The sequence below is a fragment of the Amycolatopsis decaplanina DSM 44594 genome, assembly GCF_000342005.1.
In the GTDB taxonomy this organism is placed as follows: domain Bacteria; phylum Actinomycetota; class Actinomycetes; order Mycobacteriales; family Pseudonocardiaceae; genus Amycolatopsis; species Amycolatopsis decaplanina.
On sequence record NZ_AOHO01000032.1, the window covers coordinates 1 to 22,026 of the forward strand.

Consider the following 22,026-nt stretch of genomic DNA (forward strand, 5'->3'; position numbering starts at 1 on the left):
CGACCTCCACAGGCAACCACCCCCAATTTTCACCCCAGCAGGGGCGTCCGCAAGGACATCAAAGACTCACGAGCGCGAAGACCTCTGCACGCCTTTGCTTACAGAGCCGAGCCGTCCGTCTGGAAGTCGCTCAGCGCCGCGGCCAGTTCGGGCCTGCCGCGGACGACCAGCCGTGTACCGGTCTCGACGTGCTCTTCCTCCAGCACCTCGCCGTCGGCGTGGGCGCGGGAGACGAGTTCGCCTCGCGAGTACGGGATCAGCACCTCGACCACGACCTCCGGCCGCGGCAGCCGCTCCGCGATCACCTCGGCCAGTTCCGTGATCCCGGTGCCGGCCCGCGCCGACACCTGCACCGAACCGGCCATCTGGTGCCGCAACCGGGCCAGCGACACCTCGTCGGCGGCGTCGGTCTTGTTGATCACCAGCAGCTCCGGCGGGAGCGGCTCGGAACGACGCTTCGTGATCTCGGCGAGCACTTCGCGTACCGCGTTGACCTGCTCTTCCGGCGTCGGGTCGGAACCGTCGACGACGTGCACGAGCAGGTCGGCGCTCGCCGCCTCCTCCAGCGTCGACCGGAACGCGTCCACCAGCTGGTGCGGCAGGTGCCGGACGAAACCGACGGTGTCGGTCAGCGTGTAGGTGCGGCCGTCGGGCGTCTGCGCCCGCCGGGTCGTCGGATCCAGCGTGGCGAACAGCGCGTCCTCGACCAGCACCCCGGCCCCGGTCAGCGCGTTGAGCAGGCTCGACTTGCCGGCGTTGGTGTAGCCGACGATCGCGACGCTCGGCACCTCGTTGGCCACCCGGCGACCGCGTTTGGTCTCGCGGATGGTGTCCATCGCGGCGATTTCGCGGCGTAGCTTCGCCACGCGCTTGTTGATCCGCCGCCGGTCGGTTTCGAGCTTCGTCTCACCGGGACCGCGCAGACCCACACCACCGTTGGCACCGCCCGCGCGGCCACCGGCCTGCCGGGACAGCGCCGCACCCCACCCGCGAAGCCGCGGGATCAGGTACTGCAGCTGGGCCAGCTCGACCTGCGCCTTGCCCTCCTTGGAGCGGGCGTGCTGCGCGAAGATGTCGAGGATCAGAGCGGTGCGGTCGATGACCTTCACCTTGACCTTCTCCTCCAGCTGACGCAGCTGGCCGGGCGAGAGCTCACCGTCGCAGATCACCGTGTCGGCACCGGTGGCCGCCACGATGTCGCGCAGTTCCTTGACCTTGCCCGAGCCGATGTAAGTGGCGGGATCCGGGCGGATCCGCCGCTGCACCAAGCCTTCCAACACCTCGGAACCGGCCGTTTCGGCCAGCCGGGCGAGTTCGGCGAGCGAGGCCTCGGACTGGAGGGCGCTGCCCTCGGTCCACACACCGACCAGAACGACGCGCTCCAGGCGCAACTGCCGGTATTCGACCTCGGTGACATCCGCGAGTTCGGTGGACAGGCCCGCTACCCGGCGGAGCGAGGCGCGGTCCTCGAGCTCCAGTTCGCCGGTCGAAGGGTCCATGTCGTTCAGATCGTTGTGTGTCAGTTCCGTCATCGTGCCTCCATGGTCCCACGTTTCGGCGGCGGGACCGAATTCATTACCTGCTGGGATACTTCGACAGGTAGATGGCCGTGCGTTTCGCGTCCGGGTCGACCGGCCGGGAGATGAAGTCGTCGACAAGCTCCATCAGCCGTGTCTCGAACTCGGCGATCTGCTCGTCCGGTACCTGGACGACCATGCGCGTCTGCTGCACCTCGTCGAATCCCACGTCGGCGATCTCGGCCAGGTAGGCCTCGAAGATCGCCTGATCGATCCCCCTGTCGTGGGAATCAAGATGCCAGGACAACCCGGTCGAGCGATACGGAATTTCTTTCGCACCGCGCGTGCCGCGTCTCGGCGGGAGCGCTTCGAGGAACCCTGTGTCCACGAGCTTGCGCACGTGGTGCAGCGTCGTCGCCGGGTCGCGATCGAGTCGTTCGGCGAGTTCCTTGTTGGTCAGCGCCTCGGAGTAGGTCAACCGGATGATGCGCAGCCTTATTCCGGACGCCATCGCGGCGATCTCGGCCTCGGTGGCGGCGCGTCGTGGAGTGGGCACCGCGACAGCCTAGAGCCGAAAGTGATTGACAGTTTCCAATCACTCACGCCAAGGTGGCGTCGTGCGCAGAGACTCCCTCTTCTTCCACGCGGACTTCCGGCGGCTCTGGGCCGGTGACACGGCCAGCCAGCTGGGTGCTTTCGCGGGCCATACGGTGATCCCCCTGCTCGCGGCCACCGTGCTGGCCGCGACGCCGTTCCAGATGGGCTTGCTGACCGCGGCCGAGACCATCGCGTTCCTGATCATCGGGCTGCCCGCCGGGGTGTGGGTGGACCGGACGCGGCGGCGGGTGCTGATGCTGCGGGCCGACTTCGTCCGCGCGGCGCTGTTGTTCACCGTTCCCCTCGCCTGGTGGGCGGGGATCCTGTCGCTGACGCAGCTGATCGTGGTCGCCACACTCGTCGGGGTCGCGACCGTGTTCTTCGATGTCGCTTACCAGTCGTATCTGCCGTCTCTGGTCGGCCGCGAGCATCTGCTCGAAGGCAACGCGAAACTCCAGGCCAGCCAGTCGGTCGCGTTCCTGACCGGACCGGGCATCGGCGGCGGGCTGGTGCAGCTGGCGGGCGCCGCCAACGCCGTGCTGATGACCGGCGTGGGTTTCCTGACCTCCGCGCTGTGCCTGCTGCGGATCCGCACCGTGGAAGAAGTGCCCGAGCGACACGAAGAAGCGAAGCTGCTCCCTCAGATCGCCGAGGGTCTGCGGTTCGTGTTCACCGACGCCGCGCTGCGCTCCATCGTCGCCTGCACCGCGACCGCCAACCTGTTCAACGGCGCCTTCACCACCGTGGAGATCCTGTTCCTGCACCGGGAGCTGGGCCTGTCACCGGCGATCGTCGGCGTCGTGCTGGCGACCGGTGGCGTGGGTGGGATCATCGGGGCGATCCTGGCCGGGCGCATCACCCGCCGGCTCGGGCAGGCGCGGTCGATCTGGTTCGTCCCGCTGCTGACGTGGCCGTTCCAGCTGCTGCTGCCGCTCGCCGCGCCGGGCTGGCGGATCGTGCTGTTCCCCGCGGCGCTGGCGATCGCCGGGTTCGGGATCATCGTCTACAACGTCGCGCAGGTGTCCTACCGGCAGGCCGTCTGCCCGGACCGGCTGCTCGGCCGCATGAACGCCAGCGTGCGGTTCGTCGTGTGGGGGATGCTGCCGCTGGGCGGCCTGATCGGCGGCGTGCTGGGCGAGGCGATCGGGATCCGGGGAACGCTGTGGTTCGTCGCGGTCGGCGAGACGGCCGCGCTGCTGTGGGTGGTCTTTTCGCCGATCCGGAAGCTTCGCGACCTTCCCAAGGAGCCGATCGCGGTCGGCTAAGCGAGCCCGGCCCACCAGGCTTCGTCGAGTTCGCCGCGGGCGACGATCTCAGCCGGCCCGGTCAGCGTGGACGAACCGCGGCGCACCTCGACCACCACGCGACCGCCGGGGATGTCGACGGTCGCTTCACCGGTGTCGGTACCCGCGAGGTGCAGGGCGGCGGCGACCGCGGCGACCGTGCCGGTGCCGCAGGACCGCGTCTCGCCGACGCCGCGTTCGTGGACGCGCATCTTCAGCGCGTTGTCGCCCAGCAGGTTGATGAACTCGAGGTTCACGCCCTCCGGGAACACGTCGGAGTCGAAATCGGGCTGGTCGCGCAGGTCGAGTTCGTCGACGTCGTCCTCGGCCACCGACACCAGGTGCGGGTTGCCGACGTTCACCGCGACACCGGAGAACGGTCTCCCGGCGACCACGGTGACCGACGTGCCGGTGATCGTCGCCGGCCCCATCAGCACGGTCACCGATCCGTCCGCGTGCATCCGCACCGGCCTGTCGCCGGCGCGGGTGCCGATGACGAAGTCGCGCTCGGACACGAGCCCGGAATCGACCAGGTAGCGGACGAAGACCCGGACGCCGTTGCCGCACATCTCCGCGATGGACCCGTCGGCGTTGCGGTAGTCCATGAACCATTCGCCTTCGGACTCCACACCCAGAGCCGCCGAGCGCACGACACGCAGTACGCCGTCGGCACCGAGACCACGCTGACGGTCGCACAGCGCCGCCACCCGCGCTTCGGTCAACTCGAGGCGGCCGTCGGGGTCGGGAAGCAGCACGAAATCGTTCTGTGTGCCGTGTCCCTTAAGGAATTCGATGCCGCCCATGGCTTCAAGGTTACTGGGCCGCCGCCTCGAGGACGCGCTCGGCCAGCCGCTCAGAACCGCCGTCGAACCACTGGATGCGCTTGTCCCGCCGGAACCAGGAACGTTGCCTGCGCACGAACCTCCGGGTGGCTTGCGCGGTGGCCTCGGAAGCGGCTTGGAAGTCGCCGTCGCCGTCGAGCGCGGCGATCACTTGCCGATAGCCCAGTGCCCTCGAAGCGGTGAGCCCGTCGCGGAGTCCCCGGCCCAGCAAGGTCCGGACCTCGTCGACGAGTCCCGCTTCGAACATGATCTCCACGCGGCGGTCGACGCGGGCGTCGAGTTCCGCCGGTTCGCGGTCGATGCCGATCAGGACCGTGTCGTAGCGCGCGGGTCCCGGTTTCGGCAGGTTGGCCGAGAACGGTTCGCCGGTGATCTCGATGACCTCCAGCGCGCGCACGATCCGGCGGCTGTTGGTCGGCAGGATGGCCGTGGCGGCGACGGGGTCCAGTTCGGTGAGCCGGGCGTGCATCGCGGCGACACCGATTTCGTCGGCTTCGGCGGTCAGCCGGGCGCGCACGTCCGGATCGGTGCCGGGGAACTTGAGGTCGTCGAGCACGGCCTGGACGTAGAGACCCGACCCGCCGGTGAGGATCGGCACGCGGCCGGCGTCGAGGAGTTCTTCGACGCGCTGACGCGCCTCACGCTGGTACGCGGCGACGGACGCCGTCTCGGTGACATCGAGGACGTCCAGCAGGTGATGTGGTACACCCCGCCGCTCCTCGAGGGTCGCCTTGGCCGTCCCGATGTCCATCCCGCGGTACAGCTGCAGCGCGTCGGCGTTGACCACCTCACCCCCGAGGGCGAGGGCGAGTTCGACCGCCAGCGCTGTCTTCCCGGTCGCCGTGGGCCCGACGACCGCGACCGGCCGGATCACGCCTGCTCCCAGACCGCGACGTGGTAGCCGACGCCGAACGGTGCGGCCGAGTAGAGGACCTCGGCGGTCCGGCCTCCGTCCGCCGCCAGACCGGCGAGGACCTGCCAGGGCGCGCGGCCACCTGCCCCGAGTTCGGCCGCCAAGGCCGGGTCGAGTGCGGCCAGCGCGCCCGTGTCGGCCTTGGCCAGCGCGTCGCGGATCCCGGCGTCGAAACCTTCCGCGCGCTCGTCCTCGCCGCCGGGGGAACGCGGGCCGTGCCGGCTCGAACCGTCGCCGAGGACGAGCACCGCGGGGTGCTCCCCCAGCTCACGGGCGAACTGTTCGCACTGGCCGGACGGGGTGTCGGGGTCCACGAGGTGGACTCGGACGGACGACGCGCCCGCCTGCTCGCGCAGCCAGCCGGCCACGAGCGCGGGCAGCGGCAGCTCTGTTTCGGGCGCCGTCACCCGGCTGAGTGAGACTCCGAGATCGACGCCGAATCCCCGGAAGGAGCCGCTCGCGTGTTCCGGCACCGCGGGCGCGCCCGCGGCCGCGCCGATGACGACCCAGTCCGGCGAAGCGCTGGTCAAGCGCCTCGCGGCGGCGAGGCAGGCTTCGCGCAGCTCGGCGCACTCGGCCGCCGCTCCGGCGGCCAGTTCGGGGATGAGCAGCGGGGGTTGCGGGAGCACGGCGACACGGCGGATCACGGCCGCCGACGTTACCTTCCCCGCCTCCGGGGACCGGCAACCGACCGACACGGAGGGTCCTCCGGAAGTAGGATCACTGCCCTCTGGTGATTCATCCGGTTCCACGGTGGACGCTGAGCTGCTTGAATGCCGCAAGGGGTTGATGCCCCCGAAGCACGACGGCAACGCATTACCCGGCCCCGCCGCTAGGCGGGGCGCCCGCGCCAGCGGGCGTACAGGCGATAAGGAGCCTGCGATGGCCCAGGAGAACACATCCACCGGTACCCCGGCACCGCACCCGGTACCGCACGCGCTCGGTGGCGGGCACCCCGTACCCCCGGTGCCACCCGCCGAGCCCAGCCCGTCCGCTTGGGGCAGGGTCGACGAAGAAGGAACGGTGTACGTCACCACGCCCGACGGCGAACGCGCGGTCGGGGTCTGGCAGGCCGGGAGCCCGGACGAGGGTCTGCTCCACTACGCGCGCCGCTTCGACGACCTGCGCACCGAGGTCGAGCTGCTGGAGACGCGACTGGAGTCCGGCGCGGGCGACCCGAAGCACGCGCTGTCCACGGCCACGCAGCTGCGTGACGGCCTCGCCGAAGCCGCCGTCGTCGGCGACATCGCCGCGCTGAGCGGCCGCATCGAGCAGGTCATCGCCCACGCGGAGAAGGCGCTGGCTTCGGTCAAGCAGGAGCGCGAGGAGGCCCGCGCGGCCGCCGTCGTCCGCAAGCAGGCTCTCGCCGACGAAGCCGAGAAACTCGCCGCCGAGTCGACCCAGTGGAAGGCCGCCGGCGATCGGCTGCGCGCCATCCTGGACGAGTGGAAGACAGTCAAGGGTGTCGACCGCAAGACCGACGACGAGCTGTGGAAGCGGTTCTCCAAGGCCCGTGAGGCGTTCAACCGGCGCCGCGGCTCGCACTTCGCCGAGCTCGACAAGCAGCGCGCGGGCGCCAAGCACCGCAAGGAAGAGCTGATCGCCGAGGCCGAATCGCTCTCGGAGTCGTCGGACTGGGGCGAGACGGCGGGTCGCTATAAGGACCTGATGACCGAGTGGAAGGCCGCCGGCCGCGCCCCGAAGGACAGCGACGAGGCACTCTGGCAGCGCTTCCGCGCCGCACAGGACAAGTTCTTCGCCCGGCGCTCCGCGGTGTTCTCCGAGCGGGACGCCGAGTTCGCGACCAACGCGCAGCAGAAGGAAGAACTGCTCGTCGAAGCCGAGAAGATCGATCCCGCGGCGAACCTGGACGCGGCGAAGCAGCACCTGCGCCGCATCCAGGAGCAGTGGGACGAGATCGGCAAGGTCCCGCGTGAACGCATCCGCGAACTGGACGGGCGCCTGAAGGCCGTGCAGGACGCGATCAAGTCGGCCGAGGACAGCAAGTGGCGGCGGACCGACCCGGAGGCGCAGGCCAGGGCGGCGCAGTTCCGCGAGCGGGTCGAGCAGTTCGAGTCGCAGGCGGCGAAGGCCCGTGCGGCGGGCGACGAGCGGCGCGCGAAGAAGGCGGACGAGCAGGCCGCGCAGTGGCGTGAGTGGCTCGAGGCGGCGGAAGCGGCCATCGCGGACCGGTAGGCGCCCCAGGTAAAAGGCAAAGGTGGTCGTGAGTGGCAAGTGGGGTTATTGAGGGGTAAGGCAAACGTGGCGGACCGTGGTGGCGAGCCTCGTGAGTGGTAGGGACGGTTAGAACCGTCCCTACCACTCACGAGCCCCACCGCGGTCCGTCGCTCAGGTCGTACTGGCCGACCATGCGCCCCGCCACCGCCAACGTCGCGAAAGCCACAGTCGGGACATCCAACGTCGCGAAAGTGGCTTTCGCGACACGCCCCGACACCACGCCACGTTTGCCTTACCCCTCAAATTAGAAGATGAGCGGGTCTCGAGCGCCCCGCCCGAGACGCTCACCGTCTCGAACGTGGCGCTCGGGACAAGTAACTCCACTGTGGAGGGACAGGTCGCTCGTTCGCGCGTATTCGAGCGCCCTCCGCGCTCAGCCGTGCTCAACTTCGATCATGAACCAGACACTGATTCCCCCAGTACGCCGGGCGTTCGCCGCCCTGGCCATCAGTTGTGCTCTGGTGGCCGGGCTCGCCCCGGCCGCGTCGGCGACGGATTCCCCGGCACCGGTCCCGGCCGCTGCCGAAGCCGGCAAGAAGAAGGTCAAACTCGACGCCTCGCTCAACAAGAAAGAGGCCAAGGTCAACGAGAAGGTCACCCTCAAGGGGAGCCTGCAGGCCGAGGAAGGCGCCCGGTCCGACGGGACGGACAGCCTCGAAGCGATCATCGTGCAGCAGCTTCAGGGCAGTGTCTGGGTGAACATCGCCGACACGACCTGCCGGCCCAACTCGACGTTCTCCCTGCAGCTGAGCTTCTCCCTCAGCGCGGTGATCACACTGCGGGCCTACCACCCCGAAACGACTCTCTACGCGAGCGCCTACACGTCCAGCAATCTCACGTTGCGCGTCGGCTAGGCCACGGCCTAGCTCCGGGAGAAGGCGGCCCGCATCCAGTAGACGGCCAGCGCGACGGTGGCGATCCAGGCGACGATCAGTCCGAAGCCAGGACCGCCACCGGCCGCGCCGGTCGCGTGCGAGGACTGCTGGGACCAGATCGCGAGCATTCCGTCGACGGAGGCGAACCAGCCGCCCGCGGCGCAGACCCAGGCCAGCCACCAGCGCCGGGTCACCAGCGCGACGGCGCCGACGAACACCCCGACACCGGTGGAGGTCGCGGCGAACAGCTGCGGGATCCCGCCGCCCCTGCCGAGCAGCACCTCCCAGCCGGCGTGCTCGCCGACCCAGGGCAGCAGCTGGGCGATCAGCAGCACGAACACCAGCACGGCGATGGAGAACCCACGCCTGCCCAGTTCGATCGTCTTGGCCGCGCGCTCGCCGACTTCGTCGATCTCGGCGGCGAGCTGGTCGATCTTCGGTTCGGTCACAGCGCACACCCGCTCACCGGTTCCGGCGTGACGGCCGGGGCGCCGAAGCCCGGCAGGCCCAGCGTCACGCCGCTGGTCTTCGGCCGCAGCCCGGCCTCGGAGTTGTCGCCCGCCTTCGTACGGCGGTGCGACAGCAGGTCGCCGTCGGCGACGAGGTGGTGCGGAGCGCCGTAGGTCACCACGGTCTCGACGACGTCGCCGGGGCGCACCGAACGGTCCACCAGCGGCCCCGTCGGCGTGAAATGCACGAGCCTGCCGTCACGGGCGCGGCCGCTCATGCGCTGTGTCTCGGTGTCCTTGCGGCCCTCACCGGAGGCCACCAGCAGCTCGACCCGCCGCCCGACGATCTTCTTGTTCTCGTCCCAGGAGATGTCGTTCTGCAGTTTCACGAGCCGTTCGTAGCGCTCCTGCACGACCTCCTTCGGCAGCTGCCCGTCCATCTCGGCGGCGGGTGTGCCGGGCCGGATCGAGTACTGGAAGGTGAACGCGCTGGAGAACCGCGCCTGCGCGACGACGTCGAGGGTCGCCTGGAAGTCTTCCTCGGTCTCCCCGGGGAACCCGACGATGATGTCGGTGGTGATCGCGGCGTCGGGCATCGATTCGCGCACGCGGTCGAGGAGCTTGAGGTAGCGCGCCGAACGGTAGGACCGTTTCATCTCGCGCAGTACCCGGTCCGAACCGGACTGCAGCGGCATGTGCAGCTGGTGGCATACGTTCGGCGTCTCGGCCATCGCGTCGATGACGTCTTCGGTGAACGCCGCCGGATGCGGCGAGGTGAAGCGGACGCGCTCCAGGCCCTCCACCGAACCGCAGGCGCGCAGCAGCTTCCCGAACGCGAGCCGGTCGCCGAATTCGACGCCGTAGGAGTTCACGTTCTGCCCGAGCAGGGTCACTTCGAGCACGCCTTCGGCGACGAGCGCCTCGACCTCGGCCAGGATCTCGCCGGGACGGCGGTCGCGTTCCTTGCCGCGCAGCGCCGGGACGATGCAGAAGGTGCAGGTGTTGTTGCAGCCGACCGAAATCGACACCCAGCCCGCGTACGCCGAGTCGCGCTTCGCCGGGAGCGTCGAAGGGAAGGTCTCGAGCGATTCGAGGATCTCGACCTCGGCCTCGGCGTTGTGCCGCGCGCGTTCCAGCAGCGTCGGCAGCGAACCGATGTTGTGCGTGCCGAAGACGACGTCGACCCAGGGCGCGCGCTTGACGATCTCGCCGCGGTCCTTCTGCGCGAGGCAGCCGCCGACGGCGATCTGCATGTCCGGCTTCGCGGTCTTCTGCGGCCGCAGGTGGCCGAGGGTGCCGTACAGCTTGTTGTCCGCGTTCTCCCGCACCGCGCAGGTGTTGAACACGATCAGGTCGGGTGTGGCCTCGCCGTCACCCGGAACGTAGCCGGCGTCCTCGAGCTGCCCGGCAAGACGTTCGGAGTCATGCACGTTCATCTGGCAGCCGAAGGTGCGGATCTGGTAAGTGCGCGCGCTCATCTCGCCTTCGAGGGTACGCGGGCGGGGTTCCATGGCACGATCGACCCTCATGAGGAGACCAGGGATGCTGGCGGTGGTGATCGCCGTGGTCTGCGCCCTGGTCACCGGGTGCGGGCCGGATCTGTCCGGGACGCGCGTGCGGATCGCCGCCGGGCTCAACGGCGGCGTCTACGACAAACTGGCCGAGGCGCTGGCCGACGCGTGGGCCGCGCAGCTGGACACCGAGCGGCCCGAGATCCAGGAGACGCAGGGCTCGCCGGACAACATCGGCCGGGTGCGCGCGGGGAAGGCCGACGTCGCGTTCGTGGCCGCCGACGTCGCCACCGAGAACACCGCCGGGCTGGCCGCGCTGGCCCGCGTGCACGACGACTACCTGCACGTCATCGTGCGCACCGACTCGTCGATCAAGTCGTTCGCGCAGTTGCGCGGGCGCAAGGTCGCGATCGGGTCGCCGGATTCGGGCGTCGAGTTCGTCTCGAACCAGCTGCTGAAGGCGTCGGGGCTGACCGGTGCGATCGACCGGCGCAACCTGGGCCTTCCCGAGGCGCTGCCCGCGCTGGAGAACCGGCAGATCGACGCCGTCATCTGGTCGGGTGGCCTGCCGACGCCGTCGATCACCGACAAGGTGCACACGGTCGGCCTGCGGCTGCTCGACATCACCGACCTCGCGGACGCCCTGCGGGCCACCAGCCCGGTGTACCGGACGGCGACCATCCCGGTGACGGCCTACAACCTGCCGTCGCCGGTGACCACGCTCGTGCTGCCGAACTTCCTGGTGGTGCCCACGTCGATGCGCGACGACGTCGCCGAGGCGCTGGTGCGCGGGCTGTTCGACGCGCGGGATCAGCTGGTCAAGGCGGCCGGGGCGGCGTTGTCGATCGACATCCATCCCGCCATCGAGACCTCTCCCCTGCCGCTGCATCCGGGCGCGCTGCGCTACTTCCGGTCGCTCAAGGACTAGCGACCGGCAGGGTCACCGTCACTTCGAGGCCGCCGCCCTCGGGTGAGCCGAGCCGCAGCGAACCGTCCGAGCGGGCCAGGATCTCGGTGACGATCGCCAGGCCGAGGCCGGATCCGGGCACGTTCTGATGCGCTGTGCTGCGCCAGAACCGGTCCGCCGCGCGTTCAAGCTCGTCGTCGCGCAGGCCGGGACCGTGATCGCGGACGGCGATGTCCACCTTCCCGTCCGCGGTGGTGACGTCGACCCACACCTCGGTCCCCGGCTCGGTGAACTTGAGCGCGTTGTCCAGCAGCGCGTCGAGCACCACTTCGAGGCCGCGTGCCGGGGTGAGCACCCGCAGCCCGCCGCCCAGTCCGGACGTGACCAGGGAGATGTCGCGCGCCGCGCCGACCACGGTCCAGTCGGCGACCCGGGCGCCCACCATCTCGTCGAGGCCGACGGGCACCAGTTCGCCGCCCGACGCCTCGGCACGAGCCAGCGAGAGGAGTTCGTCGAGGATCTGGTTGAGCCGCCGCGCGTCGACGACGGCGGCTTCGAGGTCCGCCGCGGCGAGGTCGTCGTCGACGTGCCCGTCGAGGTTGCCGAGCCGGATCTTCAAGGCGGTCAACGGGTTCCGCAGCTGGTGGGAGGCGTCGGCGACGAACGCGCGCTGCGCAGACAGCGCCTCGTCGACGCTGGCGGCCATCCGGTCGAAGGACCGTTCGAGCCGGCGCAGTTCCGGCGGCCCGCCCGTCTCCCCGACCCGTTTGACCTCGCGGCCGCTGACCACGGCGGCGACCAGTTCGCCGGTGGCGTCGTCGAGCCGCCGGACCGGGCGCAGGATCCAGCGCACCACCGGCACCGCGACCAGCAGCGCGAGCCCGAACGCCAGCACCGCGCCCGCCGCGATGAGCAGCCACCACCACAGCAGTTCGGTGCGGGCCTTGCCGGTCGAGGAGGCGGTGATCACCGCGCCTCGCACCTCGCCGTCGATCAGGATCGGCTCGGCCAGCACCAGCGGTTCGGTGGTCCACGGCATCAGCAGCGGTCCGGGTTCCGAACGCCGTCCCGCGAGCGCCTGCTGCAGATGCGAGGCGATGACGGGGTCCTTGAGGTCGATCCCGGCCGTCTCACCCGGTCCTCTGGCGACGGCTTCACCGTCCTGGTCGACGATCGCCACGGGCACCTCATAGACCTCGGTATAGCGGCGGAGTTCGTCCTCGATCAGGTCCGGCCGGTTCTCCACCAGCGGGCGCTGGGCCAGCGACGCGAAGCGGGAGGTGTCGGTGAGGCGGTCGAGGAAGAGGTCGAGCTGCACACTGGCCGCCACGCTGAGCGCGAGCGGGATGCCGAGGCCGAACACGAGCGCCGCGACCAGCGTCAGCACGATCGCCTGGAGCCGGACGCGCACCGGCTCAGCCCTCTTCGGCCGGGCCGTAGGCGCCGCCGAGGCGGTACCCGACGCCGCGGACGGTCTCGATCAGCGCGGGCCTGCCCAATTTGGTCCGCAGGGTGGCGACGTGGACGTCGAGCGACCGGCTCTCCGCGGGGCCGCGGTGCCCCCACACCTCGTTCAGCACGTGGTCGCGGGCGCAGACCGCGCCGCGTGCGGTGACCACCAGCGCGAGCACCTGGAATTCCTTGCGGGACAACGAAACCGGCTGTCCGTCGACCTGCACCTCATGTCGCCCGATATCGACGGAGACATCACCCGCCCGAATGACACCCGGCGGTTCGGGCGCGGCGGGCCGTTCCCCGCGGCGCCGGCGCACGGCCTCCACGCGGGCGACCAGTTCGTCGACGTCGTAGGGCTTGACCAGATAGTCGTCGGCGCCGGACCGCAGCCCCTGGATCCGGTCGTCGACCTCGCCCCGCGCCGAAACGACGATCACCGCGACGTCGCTGACCGCGCGGATCCGGCGGCACAGGACGATCCCGTCGACGTCGGGCAGCCCCAGGTCGAGCAGCACGACGTCGACTTCGTGCACCAGATCGAGCACCCCGGCGCCGGAGGCCAGTCGTTTGATCGTCAGGCCGCGCCGGGTCAGCGCGGGCGTCAAGGCACCCGCGACCCGGTCGTCGTCCTCCACCAGCAGTACCCGCACCCGTGTTTCCCTTTCACGCCGTCCCGCACGCGACGACTTGAAGAACGACTCTATGGGGTGAGTCACCTCTCGCGCTGCCCGTACCGCCGGGCCGCCCGGCCCTGTGAGGGACCCACTGCATGCGGTAATGGTCACGATGCGTCACAGATCTGTTGTGACCCCGGTTACGGGACACCCCTGCCTTGTCTAGGCTGATCAGCGTCGGACGGAGGTGGATCGGGACCGTCCGGTGGCTTGAGAACGATACGGACTTGAAACCCTAAGTATTGGTCAAGCCGTCTTTACAAGCGGTCCGACGGGAGTAGGTTTCCGCCATCGCGTGGTGCCTGACCCCGCAGTCCCCTGCAAACGAACGCTCCTGGAGGCCAGATGACCGCGGAGGTGGCGGCGCCGATGATCAAGGCGGCCGCCGTGAACAAGTACTTCGGCGACCTGCACGTGCTCAAGGAGATCAACCTCGAGGTGCCGCGTGGGCAGGTCGTGGTCGTGCTCGGGCCGTCCGGGTCTGGCAAGTCGACGCTGTGCCGGGCGATCAACCGGCTGGAACCCATCAACTCCGGCGAGATCGCGGTGGACGGCGTTCCGCTGCCCGCCGAAGGAAAGGCGCTGGCCGCCCTGCGCGCCGACGTCGGCATGGTGTTCCAGTCGTTCAACCTGTTCGCGCACAAGACGATCGTCGAGAACGTCATGCTCGCGCCGATGAAGGTCCGCAAGGTCAACTCGGCCGAGGCCCGCAAGACCGCGATGGACCTGCTCGAACGCGTCGGCATCGCCAACCAGGCCGACAAGTACCCGGCGCAGCTCTCCGGCGGGCAGCAGCAGCGCGTGGCGATCGCCCGCGCGCTGGCCATGCGCCCCAAGGTGATGCTGTTCGACGAGCCGACCTCGGCGCTGGACCCGGAGATGGTCCAGGAGGTCCTCGACGTGATGACCACGCTCGCCAAGGATGGGATGACGATGCTCGTCGTCACCCACGAGATGGGCTTCGCGCGGCGTGCGGCGAACCGGGTGGTGTTCATGTCCGACGGCGAGATCGTCGAAGACTCCACCCCGGACGACTTCTTCACCAAGCCGAAGACGGACCGTGCCAAGGACTTCCTCGGCAAGATCCTGACCCACTGAGGACTTCCCCGCCGGCCGGTATGGCTGGACAAGATTCGGAAGGAAACTGAGAACAATGCGGTTGAACCGAGTTCTGCGTATGAGCGCGGCCGTCGTGGCGGCCGGTCTCGCCCTCACCGCCTGCGGTGGCGGCGGGTCCGACGCCGGCAGCGGCTCCGGCGCCAAGAACGTGGTGGCGAAGGCCAAGAACGACAAGAAGCTGACCATCGGCATCAAGTTCGACCAGCCCGGCCTCGGCCAGAAGCAGTCGGACGGCAGCTACGCCGGTTTCGACGTCGACGTGGCGAAGTACATCGCCAAGGAGCTCGGCGTCGAAGAGTCGGGGATCACCTGGAAGGAAGCGCAGTCCGCGCAGCGCGAGGACCTGATCAAGAAGGGTGAGGTCGACTTCATCGTCGCCACCTACTCGATCACCGACAAGCGCAAGAACGAGGTCTCCTTCGCGGGCCCGTACTTCATCGCCCACCAGGACCTGCTCGTTCAGGCCGACAACACCGACATCACCGGCCCCGAGTCGCTGACCGGCAACAAGAAGCTCTGCTCGGTCAAGGGTTCCACCCCGGCGCAGAACGTCAAGGAAAAGTACGCCAAGGAAGTTCAGCTGCAGGAAGTCGGCAAGTACACCGACTGCGTCACCTCGCTGCTCAACAAGACCGTCGACGCGATGACCACCGATGACGTGATCCTCGCCGGCTACGCCTCGCAGCAGCCCGGCAAGCTGAAGCTGGTCGGCAAGGGCTTCACCGACGAGAAGTACGGCGTCGGCCTGAAGAAGGACGACAACGAGAGCATCACCGCGATCAACAACGCGATCAAGAAGATGCAGCAGGACGGCGCGTGGAAGGCCGCTCTGGAGAAGAACGTCGGCCCGTCGGGCTACAAGATCCCGGAGCCCCCGGCCATCTCGTGAACAGGCTCCCCTGAGCCGCTGAACTGAAGGACTCGAACGGTGCGCCGTGTACCGCGGCGCACCGTTCCCATACCGAGGCTGGGTTGAGCACCTTGTTCGATTTCCTCGACAATCCCAATTACGACTTGCTCGGCGCCTTCTGGATGACGATCAAGCTGACCTTCTTCTCCGCGATCGGCTCCCTGATCTGGGGCACGATCCTGGTGGGAATGCGGGTCAGCCCGGTTCCGATCATGCGGGCGTTCGGCACCGCCTACGTCAACATCTTCCGGAACACCCCGCTGACGGTGATCATCGTCTTCACGTCGCTGGGACTGTCCTCCACCCTGGGGATCAACCTGGCCTCGAAGGATTCGACTACCTCACTGGAGGACAACTTCTTCCGGCTCGCGATCCTCGGCTTCATCGCCTACACCGCGACGTTCGTCTGTGAATCGCTGCGGTCGGGTATCAACACCGTGCCCGTCGGCCAGGCAGAGGCGGCCCGCGCGCTCGGTCTCGGCTTCTTCCAGGTGCTGACGCTGATCGTGCTGCCGCAGGCGTTCCGATCGGTGATCGCGCCGCTGACCAACGTGATGATCGCGTTGCTGAAGAACACCACGGTCGCCTCGATCATCGGTGTGGCCGAAGCGTCGCTGCTGATGTCGGAGATGGTGGAGAACGAGTCCGACTCGCTGCTCCTGGTCTTCCTCCTGTTCGCCGCTGGGTTCGTCATCCTGGTCCTCCCCCTCGGCCTGCTGCTGGGCTGGGTCGCCAAGAAGGTCGAGGTCAAGCGATGAGCAGCACGCAGACCGTCCTCTATGACATTCCCGGCCCCAAGGCGCGGGCGCGAAACTGGCTCTACAGCGTGCTTTTCGTGCTCGTCCTGGCGCTGGTGATCTACTTCGTCTACACCGGCTTCGACGAGAAGGGCCAGTGGGCGGGTGCCCTCTGGAAGCCCTTCATCGAGGGTTCGACGTGGACGCAGTTCCTGCTTCCGGGTCTGCTCAACACGTTGAAGGCGGCTGGGCTTTCGATCGTGATCGCGCTGCCGATCGGGGCGCTGCTGGGCATCGGCAGGCTGTCGGACCACAAGTGGATCCGGCTGCCGGTCGGCTGGATCGTCGAGTTCTTCCGCGCCATCCCGGTGCTGCTGCTGATGGTTTTCGCCGCGGCCTTCTACGCGTACTACACCGGCATCGACTCCGAGATCCGTCCGCTCTTCGCCGCGGTCACCGGTCTGGTGCTCTACAACGGTTCGGTCCTGGCCGAGGTGTTCCGGGCGGGCATCCTGTCGCTGCCGAAGGGACAGGCGGAGGCGTCATCCGCCCTGGGTCTGCGCAAGACACAGACCATGGTGAACGTCCTGCTGCCGCAGGCGGTGACGTTGATGCTGCCGGCATTGGTCAGCCAGCTGGTCGTCATCCTGAAGGACACCGCGCTGGCCGGTCAGCTGACCATCGGCTTCGACGAGCTGATCCGCGGCTCCGGTCCGCTCACCGGTCTCTACGGCAACACGATCCCGACGCTGATCGTCGTCGCGATCATCTTCATCGTGCTGAACCTGCTCCTGACCCAGTTCGCGAGCTGGCTGGAGAACAAGCTGGCCCGACGGAAGAAGGCACCCAAGGGCGCCAAGCCGGTCATGGCGGCAACGTCGAACGTCGTCCTCACGCGTGACGACGCCAGTGGCGGGGCGCTGTAACTCCGTAAGTACATGAAGGCCCCCTTCCTTGCGCCTAGGTACAGGAAGGGGGCCTTCATGTACTTCGAGATAGGCCTCTTGGTCCTGTCGGGACGGTGACCCTGTCGGCTAGCGTCGGCCGTATGGCGGACCAGGCCGCGACGCTGCTCGAAGCGCTGCCGGACCTGGCGGGCAGGGCGGTCCTGGTCGTCGGGTGCGGCGATGGCCGCTACCCACGCCTGTTGCGTGGGCAGGGCGCGCGCCGCGTGGTCGGCGTCGACGCGGATCAGGCACTGATCGCGGCAGCCCAACGCGAGGAGGAACGTGACCCCGTCGGGATCTCCTACGAGGTCCACCAACTCGCCCGGCTGCCGGTTATGGGGGCCTTCGACATCGTCCTGGCCTTCCTCGACTCTCCTGACCCGCTCAACCGCGTCGCCGCGAGCCTGGTGACGGGCGGGCTGCTCGTGGCCGTCGCCACGAACGGAATCGGCCTGGAGGAAGCGTTGCGGGACAACGGCTTCCAGGACATCGTTCTGCGCCGCCACGAGAGCGGCGACGTGCACAGCGCCCGCAACGTGGGCTGAGTCGCGCACCCTGGTGTCGAGCCAGGCTGGCCGGGGCTATGAATCCCGGCCGGTCGCCGGACCGTGCGCGTCTGGCGGTATGGGACACACGGACCCCACACCGCCGCACCGGTACGACGGAACAGGTTCCCCGCCGTGCCGGGGCGTAGCGCGTGTGGGAGTCGAACCCACGTCACCGGGGTGAAAACCCGGTATCCCTTCCGCTGGACCAACGCGCCTTGGCCTGGAACACAGTCCGGCACGCACCGCGCACCGGACTGCTTCGTTCCAGAAATCAGGGTCACCGAAAAGAAAAGCCGCCCGGTTCGGTTTCCCGAAGGGCGGCTCCGCGTGCGCGACGTCCTGCTAGGACGGCGGCGTGGAGCCGGGTTTCTCTTCCATGCCAAGGAAAGGACAGGCCATGCGGTACTGCGTCATGCGTCCTCCTCGGTCGGTGTGCGGTAAGTGTGCAACGGGCAGGCGAGTGAAGGCAAACGTTTTAAAGCTCGTGAGTGGCAAGGACGGTTAGAACCGTCCTTGCCACTCACGAGGAATGACTACTTGTCCCGCCGGAACAGCTTGTTCCCCAGCCACACGATGGGGTCGTACTTCCGGTCCGCGACGCGTTCCTTCATCGGGATCAGCGCGTTGTCGGTGATGTGGATGCCCTCCGGGCACACGTCCGAGCAGCACTTGGTGATGTTGCAGTACCCGAGGCCGTGCTCTTCCTGCGCCTCGTCACGCCGGTCGGCGACGTCGAGGGGGTGCATTTCGAGTTCGGCGATCCGCATCAGGTACCGGGGCCCGGCGAAGGCCTCTTTGTTCTCCTCGTGGTCACGCACCACGTGGCAGGTGTTCTGGCACAGGAAGCACTCGATGCACTTGCGAAACTCCTGTGAGCGTTCGACATCGACCTGCTGCATCCGGTACTCCCCCGGTTTGAGCTCCGGGGGCGGCGTGAAAGATGGGATCTCGCGGGCTTTGGTGTAGTTGAACGACACGTCGGTCACCAGGTCGCGGATCACCGGGAACGTCCGCATCGGCGTCACGGTGATGACCTCGTCCTCGGTGAAGGTCGACATCCGGGTCATGCACAGCAACCGCGGCTTGCCGTTGATCTCCGCCGAACACGAACCGCATTTGCCCGCCTTGCAGTTCCACCGCACGGCCAGATCCGAGGCCTGGGTGGCCTGCAACCGGTGGATGATGTCGAGGACGACCTCACCCTCGTTGACCTCGACGCTGTAGTCCTGCAGCTCACCCGAGTCGGCGTCGCCGCGCCAGACCCGGAAACTCGCCTTGTAGCTCATGCCGGACTCCCGGGGTGCGAAGTCAGTTCTTCGTCGGTGTAGTACTTCCCCAGCTCGGACAGTTCGAACAGCTCCAGCAGGTCCTGTCGCAGCGGGGTCTGTGCCTTGACCTCGACGCCGATGTCCGGCACCACCGGGTTGTCGCCCGGCGTGGCCGAGCAGACCAGGAGTTTGTTGCGCCACTGGGCGTCCATGCCCGGATGGTCGTCGCGCGTGTGCCCGCCCCGGCTTTCGGTCCTGGTGAGCGCGGCCCTGGCGACGCATTCGCTGACCATCAGCATGTTCCGCAGGTCCACGGCGAGATGCCAGCCGGGGTTGAACTGCCGGTGCCCTTCGACGGTGACCCGCTTGATCCGCTCGCGCAGTTCCCCGAGCTTCTCCAGCGCCCGCTCGATCTCCTCCGCCTTGCGGATGATGCCGACCAGGTCGTTCATCGACTGCTGCAGTTCGGTGTGCAGGCTGTACGGGTTCTCCTCGACGTCGTTCTCCGGCGGATCGAACGGCGCGAGCGCCATCGCCGCGGCGGCGTCCACATCGGACTGACTGACCTTCGGGCGGTCCTTCAGTTCCGCGACATAGGAGGCGGCGCCGAGGCCCGCGCGGCGGCCGAAGACGAGCAGATCCGAAAGCGAGTTGCCGCCGAGCCGGTTGGACCCGTGCATCCCGCCCGAGCATTCACCGGCGGCGAACAGCCCCGGCACACTCGACGACGCGGTGTCCGGGTCGACCTCGATCCCGCCCATCACGTAGTGACAGGTGGGGCCGACCTCCATCGGTTCCTTCGTGATGTCGACGTCGGCGAGTTCCTTGAACTGGTGGTACATCGACGGCAGCCGTTTGCGGATCTCCTCCGCGGGCAGCCTGCTGGCGATGTCGAGGAAAACCCCGCCGTGCGGCGATCCCCGGCCCGCCTTGACCTCGGAGTTGATCGCTCGTGCCACCTCGTCGCGCGGCAGAAGGTCCGGAGTACGGCGGTTCTTCTCCTGGTCGGTGTACCAGCGGTCGGCTTCCTCCTCGCTGTCCGCGTATTGCCCCTTGAACACGTCGGGGACGTACTCGAACATGAACCGCTTGTCCTCGGTGTTCTTGAGGACCCCGCCGTCACCGCGGACGCCTTCGGTGACCAGGATGCCCTTCACACTCGGCGGCCAGACCATGCCCGTCGGATGGAACTGGACGAACTCCATGTTGATGAGCGTCGCCCCGGCCCGCAGCGCCAGCGCGTGCCCGTCACCGGTGTACTCCCACGAGTTCGAGGTGACCTTGAACGATTTCCCGATGCCGCCGGTGGCCAGTACCACCGCCGGCGCCTCGAACAGGATGAACCGGCCGCTCTCGCGCCAGTACCCGAAGGCGCCCGAGATCCGGCCGTCTTCGGTCAGCAGTTCGGTGATGGTGCATTCGGCGAAGACCTTGATCCTCGCCTCGTAGTCGCCGGTCTCCTTGAAGTCCTCTTGTTGCAGCGAAACGATTTTCTGCTGCATCGTGCGGATCAGTTCGAGCCCGGTGCGGTCGCCGACGTGCGCCAGCCGCGGGTACGTGTGCCCGCCGAAGTTGCGCTGGCTGATCCGGCCGTCGGCGGTGCGGTCGAACAACGCGCCGTAGGTCTCCAGTTCCCAGACCCGGTCCGGCGCCTCCTTGGCGTGGAGTTCGGCCATCCGCCAGTTGTTGAGGAACTTCCCGCCACGCATGGTGTCGCGGAAGTGCACCTGCCAGTTGTCGTTCGAGTTCGCGTTGCCCATCGACGCCGCGCAGCCGCCTTCGGCCATCACCGTATGCGCCTTGCCGAAGAGCGATTTGCACACCACCGCGACGCTGAAACCGCGTTCACGGGCTTCGATGACCGCGCGGAGGCCGGCACCGCCGGCACCGATCACCACCACGTCGTAGTTGAGCCGTTCGACCTCGGTCATGAAAAGAGCCACCTCAAAGCTTGTCGCCGGGGACGGGAGATTCCCGCGCCGCTAGTTGATGAACCGCAGATCCGAAATCGCGCCGCTGGCCACGAGCATCACGTAGAGGTCGGTCAGCACGAGCGTGCCGAGCGTCGTCCACGCCAGCGCCATGTGGCGGGTGTTGAGTTTCGTCACCTGGGTCCAGATCCAGTAGCGCACCGGATGTTTGGAGAAGTGCTTCAGCCTGCCGCCGGTCACGTGACGGCACGAGTGGCACGACAACGTGTAGGCCCACAACAGGATCACGTTGCCGAGCAGCACGATGTTGCCGAGCCCGAAACCGAACCCGCCGTCTATGCCGTGGAAGGCGGTGATCGCGTCGTAGGTGTTGACCAGCGAGACGACCACGGCCACGTAGAAGAAGTAGCGGTGGGCGTTCTGGATGATCAGCGGAAGCCGGGTCTCACCGGTGTACTTCGCGTGCGGTTCGGCGACCGCGCAGGCGGGCGGCGAGAACCAGACGGCCCGGTAGTAGGCCTTGCGGTAGTAGTAGCAGGTCAGCCGGAAGCCCAGCAGGAACGGCAGGACCAGGAAGCCGAGCGGGATGAAACCCGGCAGTTCGCCGAACCAGGCGCCGAAATGCCGGGAGCCTTCGACGCAGGATTCCGAGACGCAGGGCGAATAGAACGGCGTCAGGTAGTGGTATTCGGGCACCCAGTACGCGGTGCGCACGAAGGACCTGATCGTCGCGTAGATGATGAAGGCGGAGAGGCCGAGGACGGTCAGCAGCGGGGACAGCCACCATCGGTCGGTGCGCAGTGTTCGTTCGGCGATCAGGGCCCGCGACGGTGCGCGGACCCCCGTACCCCGTCCGGCCTCTTTGCCGGCGGGGGCGCTCACCGCTGGTCGCGCTTGTAGCCGCCGACGCCTTCGTCATCGGCGCCGTGCCAGAGTGCCGGATCGTAGGGCGTATCGGGCACCTGGACACGATCGGCGGCCTTCGCCTGCGCGGGCACCGCGTTCGGGGTCGTGTCGAGGTCCGTCGCGTCGATGTCGAGCCGCTCGACGTCGTTCGCCAGGCGCCGTACCGCCGAGGCGTCGCCGTATCGGGAGCGCAGCGCGCCGACGCACTGCCTCAGCTGACCGATGGCTCGCCGAAGCTCGGCGATCTCTGTGGTGGACATCGGTACCTCCCGATGGGTCGGTTCGGTTGGCCGCTTGAGCCTTCGAGGGCAAGCGATTCCTCGCCGTCTCGACTCTGCCGCGCGTTGTGCAATGTGACAAGTAGCACAGTAGAACCTAAGGGCGTGACGGAGGTCACGC

Annotated in this window: 22 protein-coding genes and 1 tRNA gene; 9 read left to right on the forward strand and 14 right to left on the reverse strand. The window is 68.2% G+C overall.

From position 1 onward, the window contains the following. Positions 1-98: 98 nt before the first annotated feature. Together hflX and H074_RS06695 are read right to left on the reverse strand one after the other, a co-directional pair. On the reverse strand, positions 99-1,532 hold the full coding sequence (hflX, locus tag H074_RS06690; RefSeq protein ID WP_007029268.1) for a GTPase HflX: 1,434 nt from the start codon (positions 1,530-1,532) through the stop codon (positions 99-101). Positions 1,533-1,575: 43 nt separating this feature from the next. Further along, the gene (locus tag H074_RS06695) at positions 1,576-2,073 is read right to left on the reverse strand and encodes an ArsR/SmtB family transcription factor (protein ID WP_007029269.1); all 498 of its coding nucleotides are present in this window, start codon (positions 2,071-2,073) and stop codon (positions 1,576-1,578) included. 61 nt (positions 2,074-2,134) lie between these two features. Here H074_RS06695 and H074_RS06700 point away from each other — a divergent pair, with 61 nt between their 5' ends. Then, positions 2,135-3,379, forward strand: coding sequence for an MFS transporter (locus H074_RS06700; protein ID WP_007029270.1), 1,245 nt, complete (start codon positions 2,135-2,137; stop codon positions 3,377-3,379). On the opposite strand, the gene dapF is transcribed toward H074_RS06700, so the two are convergent. The 3 genes from dapF to H074_RS06715 are packed head-to-tail and all read right to left on the reverse strand — an operon-like array spanning position 3,376 to position 5,799. Further along, the gene (gene dapF / locus H074_RS06705) at positions 3,376-4,200 is read right to left on the reverse strand and encodes a diaminopimelate epimerase (RefSeq protein ID WP_007029271.1); all 825 of its coding nucleotides are present in this window, start codon (positions 4,198-4,200) and stop codon (positions 3,376-3,378) included. The two genes, H074_RS06700 and dapF, sit on opposite strands and share 4 nt — an antisense overlap. 10 nt (positions 4,201-4,210) lie before the next feature. Then, entirely contained in the window at positions 4,211-5,113 is a 903-nt protein-coding gene (gene miaA / locus H074_RS06710; RefSeq protein ID WP_007029272.1) for a tRNA (adenosine(37)-N6)-dimethylallyltransferase MiaA, read from the reverse strand. Then, entirely contained in the window at positions 5,110-5,799 is a 690-nt protein-coding gene (locus H074_RS06715) for a class III extradiol ring-cleavage dioxygenase family protein (protein WP_039921710.1), read from the reverse strand. Before H074_RS06715 ends, miaA begins: the two co-directional genes overlap by 4 nt. A 235-nt stretch (positions 5,800-6,034) precedes the next feature. Here H074_RS06715 and H074_RS06720 point away from each other — a divergent pair, with 235 nt between their 5' ends. Together H074_RS06720 and H074_RS06725 are read left to right on the forward strand one after the other, a co-directional pair. Then, complete coding sequence (locus H074_RS06720) at positions 6,035-7,348, forward strand: DUF349 domain-containing protein (protein WP_039921712.1); 1,314 nt, start codon at positions 6,035-6,037, stop codon at positions 7,346-7,348. 437 nt (positions 7,349-7,785) lie between these two features. Next, complete coding sequence (locus tag H074_RS06725) at positions 7,786-8,244, forward strand: hypothetical protein (protein ID WP_039921714.1); 459 nt, start codon at positions 7,786-7,788, stop codon at positions 8,242-8,244. 8 nt (positions 8,245-8,252) lie between these two features. Here the strand turns inward: H074_RS06725 and H074_RS06730 are convergent, their stop codons facing one another. Beyond that, entirely contained in the window at positions 8,253-8,714 is a 462-nt protein-coding gene (locus H074_RS06730; RefSeq protein ID WP_007029276.1) for an Rv2732c family membrane protein, read from the reverse strand. After that, positions 8,711-10,225 (reverse strand): tRNA (N6-isopentenyl adenosine(37)-C2)-methylthiotransferase MiaB, encoded by a 1,515-nt coding sequence (miaB, locus tag H074_RS06735; RefSeq protein ID WP_007029277.1) that lies wholly within the window; start codon positions 10,223-10,225, stop codon positions 8,711-8,713. The genes H074_RS06730 and miaB overlap by 4 nt, the downstream gene beginning before the upstream one ends. 31 nt (positions 10,226-10,256) lie before the next feature. Between miaB and H074_RS06740 the strand changes: the two genes are divergently transcribed. Continuing rightward, positions 10,257-11,153, forward strand: coding sequence for a TAXI family TRAP transporter solute-binding subunit (locus H074_RS06740; RefSeq protein WP_007029278.1), 897 nt, complete (start codon positions 10,257-10,259; stop codon positions 11,151-11,153). On the opposite strand, the gene H074_RS06745 is transcribed toward H074_RS06740, so the two are convergent. Together H074_RS06745 and H074_RS06750 are read right to left on the reverse strand one after the other, a co-directional pair. Further along, positions 11,143-12,543, reverse strand: coding sequence for a sensor histidine kinase (locus H074_RS06745; RefSeq protein ID WP_007029279.1), 1,401 nt, complete (start codon positions 12,541-12,543; stop codon positions 11,143-11,145). The two genes, H074_RS06740 and H074_RS06745, sit on opposite strands and share 11 nt — an antisense overlap. Positions 12,544-12,547: 4 nt before the next feature. Next, positions 12,548-13,237 (reverse strand): response regulator transcription factor, encoded by a 690-nt coding sequence (locus H074_RS06750; RefSeq protein WP_007029280.1) that lies wholly within the window; start codon positions 13,235-13,237, stop codon positions 12,548-12,550. 393 nt (positions 13,238-13,630) lie between these two features. Between H074_RS06750 and H074_RS06755 the strand changes: the two genes are divergently transcribed. The 5 genes from H074_RS06755 to H074_RS06775 all read left to right on the forward strand — a co-directional run bounded on the left by H074_RS06755 (position 13,631) and on the right by H074_RS06775 (position 17,519). Next, positions 13,631-14,359: an amino acid ABC transporter ATP-binding protein gene (locus H074_RS06755; RefSeq protein WP_007029281.1), complete on the forward strand. Its 729-nt coding sequence runs from the start codon at positions 13,631-13,633 to the stop codon at positions 14,357-14,359. A 55-nt stretch (positions 14,360-14,414) separates the two neighbouring features. Next, on the forward strand, positions 14,415-15,269 hold the full coding sequence (locus tag H074_RS06760; protein WP_007029282.1) for a glutamate ABC transporter substrate-binding protein: 855 nt from the start codon (positions 14,415-14,417) through the stop codon (positions 15,267-15,269). A gap of 83 nt (positions 15,270-15,352) precedes the next feature. Further along, positions 15,353-16,048: an amino acid ABC transporter permease gene (locus tag H074_RS06765; protein WP_007029283.1), complete on the forward strand. Its 696-nt coding sequence runs from the start codon at positions 15,353-15,355 to the stop codon at positions 16,046-16,048. Then, the gene (locus tag H074_RS06770; protein ID WP_007029284.1) at positions 16,045-16,953 is read left to right on the forward strand and encodes an amino acid ABC transporter permease; all 909 of its coding nucleotides are present in this window, start codon (positions 16,045-16,047) and stop codon (positions 16,951-16,953) included. The genes H074_RS06765 and H074_RS06770 overlap by 4 nt, the downstream gene beginning before the upstream one ends. A gap of 122 nt (positions 16,954-17,075) precedes the next feature. Beyond that, positions 17,076-17,519, forward strand: coding sequence for a class I SAM-dependent methyltransferase (locus H074_RS06775; RefSeq protein ID WP_007029285.1), 444 nt, complete (start codon positions 17,076-17,078; stop codon positions 17,517-17,519). Positions 17,520-17,665: 146 nt separating this feature from the next. Here H074_RS06775 and H074_RS06780 read toward each other — a convergent pair. The 5 genes from H074_RS06780 to H074_RS06800 all read right to left on the reverse strand — a co-directional run bounded on the left by H074_RS06780 (position 17,666) and on the right by H074_RS06800 (position 21,887). Beyond that, positions 17,666-17,737 (reverse strand) — tRNA-Glu (locus H074_RS06780). Positions 17,738-18,055: 318 nt separating this feature from the next. After that, positions 18,056-18,808, reverse strand: a complete 753-nt coding sequence (locus tag H074_RS06785) for a succinate dehydrogenase/fumarate reductase iron-sulfur subunit (protein ID WP_005164720.1) — start codon at positions 18,806-18,808, stop codon at positions 18,056-18,058. Continuing rightward, positions 18,805-20,721: a fumarate reductase/succinate dehydrogenase flavoprotein subunit gene (locus tag H074_RS06790; RefSeq protein ID WP_007029286.1), complete on the reverse strand. Its 1,917-nt coding sequence runs from the start codon at positions 20,719-20,721 to the stop codon at positions 18,805-18,807. Before H074_RS06790 ends, H074_RS06785 begins: the two co-directional genes overlap by 4 nt. A 51-nt stretch (positions 20,722-20,772) precedes the next feature. Next, a complete protein-coding gene (locus tag H074_RS06795; RefSeq protein ID WP_007029287.1) occupies positions 20,773-21,603 on the reverse strand; it encodes a hypothetical protein in 831 nt (276 codons plus the stop codon). After that, positions 21,600-21,887 carry a hypothetical protein gene (locus H074_RS06800; RefSeq protein ID WP_005164726.1) on the reverse strand — a complete coding sequence of 96 codons (288 nt, stop codon included), beginning with the start codon at positions 21,885-21,887 and terminating at the stop codon, positions 21,600-21,602. Before H074_RS06800 ends, H074_RS06795 begins: the two co-directional genes overlap by 4 nt. Positions 21,888-22,026: the final 139 nt, after the last annotated feature.

Excerpts from the sequence above, each read along its gene's own strand:
- miaB (WP_007029277.1), bottom strand. The coding sequence starts at position 10,225 with ATGGAACCCCGCCCGCGTACCCTCGAAGGCGAGATGAGCGCGCGCACT.
- hflX (WP_007029268.1), bottom strand. The coding sequence starts at position 1,532 with ATGACGGAACTGACACACAACGATCTGAACGACATGGACCCTTCGACC.
- H074_RS06800 (WP_005164726.1), bottom strand. The coding sequence starts at position 21,887 with ATGTCCACCACAGAGATCGCCGAGCTTCGGCGAGCCATCGGTCAGCTG.
- H074_RS06725 (WP_039921714.1), top strand. The coding sequence starts at position 7,786 with ATGAACCAGACACTGATTCCCCCAGTACGCCGGGCGTTCGCCGCCCTG.
- H074_RS06720 (WP_039921712.1), top strand. The coding sequence starts at position 6,035 with ATGGCCCAGGAGAACACATCCACCGGTACCCCGGCACCGCACCCGGTA.
- H074_RS06790 (WP_007029286.1), bottom strand. The coding sequence starts at position 20,721 with ATGACCGAGGTCGAACGGCTCAACTACGACGTGGTGGTGATCGGTGCC.
- H074_RS06755 (WP_007029281.1), top strand. The coding sequence starts at position 13,631 with ATGATCAAGGCGGCCGCCGTGAACAAGTACTTCGGCGACCTGCACGTG.
- H074_RS06785 (WP_005164720.1), bottom strand. The coding sequence starts at position 18,808 with ATGAGCTACAAGGCGAGTTTCCGGGTCTGGCGCGGCGACGCCGACTCG.
- H074_RS06775 (WP_007029285.1), top strand. The coding sequence starts at position 17,076 with ATGGCGGACCAGGCCGCGACGCTGCTCGAAGCGCTGCCGGACCTGGCG.
- H074_RS06740 (WP_007029278.1), top strand. The coding sequence starts at position 10,257 with ATGCTGGCGGTGGTGATCGCCGTGGTCTGCGCCCTGGTCACCGGGTGC.
- H074_RS06770 (WP_007029284.1), top strand. The coding sequence starts at position 16,045 with ATGAGCAGCACGCAGACCGTCCTCTATGACATTCCCGGCCCCAAGGCG.
- dapF (WP_007029271.1), bottom strand. The coding sequence starts at position 4,200 with ATGGGCGGCATCGAATTCCTTAAGGGACACGGCACACAGAACGATTTC.
- H074_RS06760 (WP_007029282.1), top strand. The coding sequence starts at position 14,415 with ATGCGGTTGAACCGAGTTCTGCGTATGAGCGCGGCCGTCGTGGCGGCC.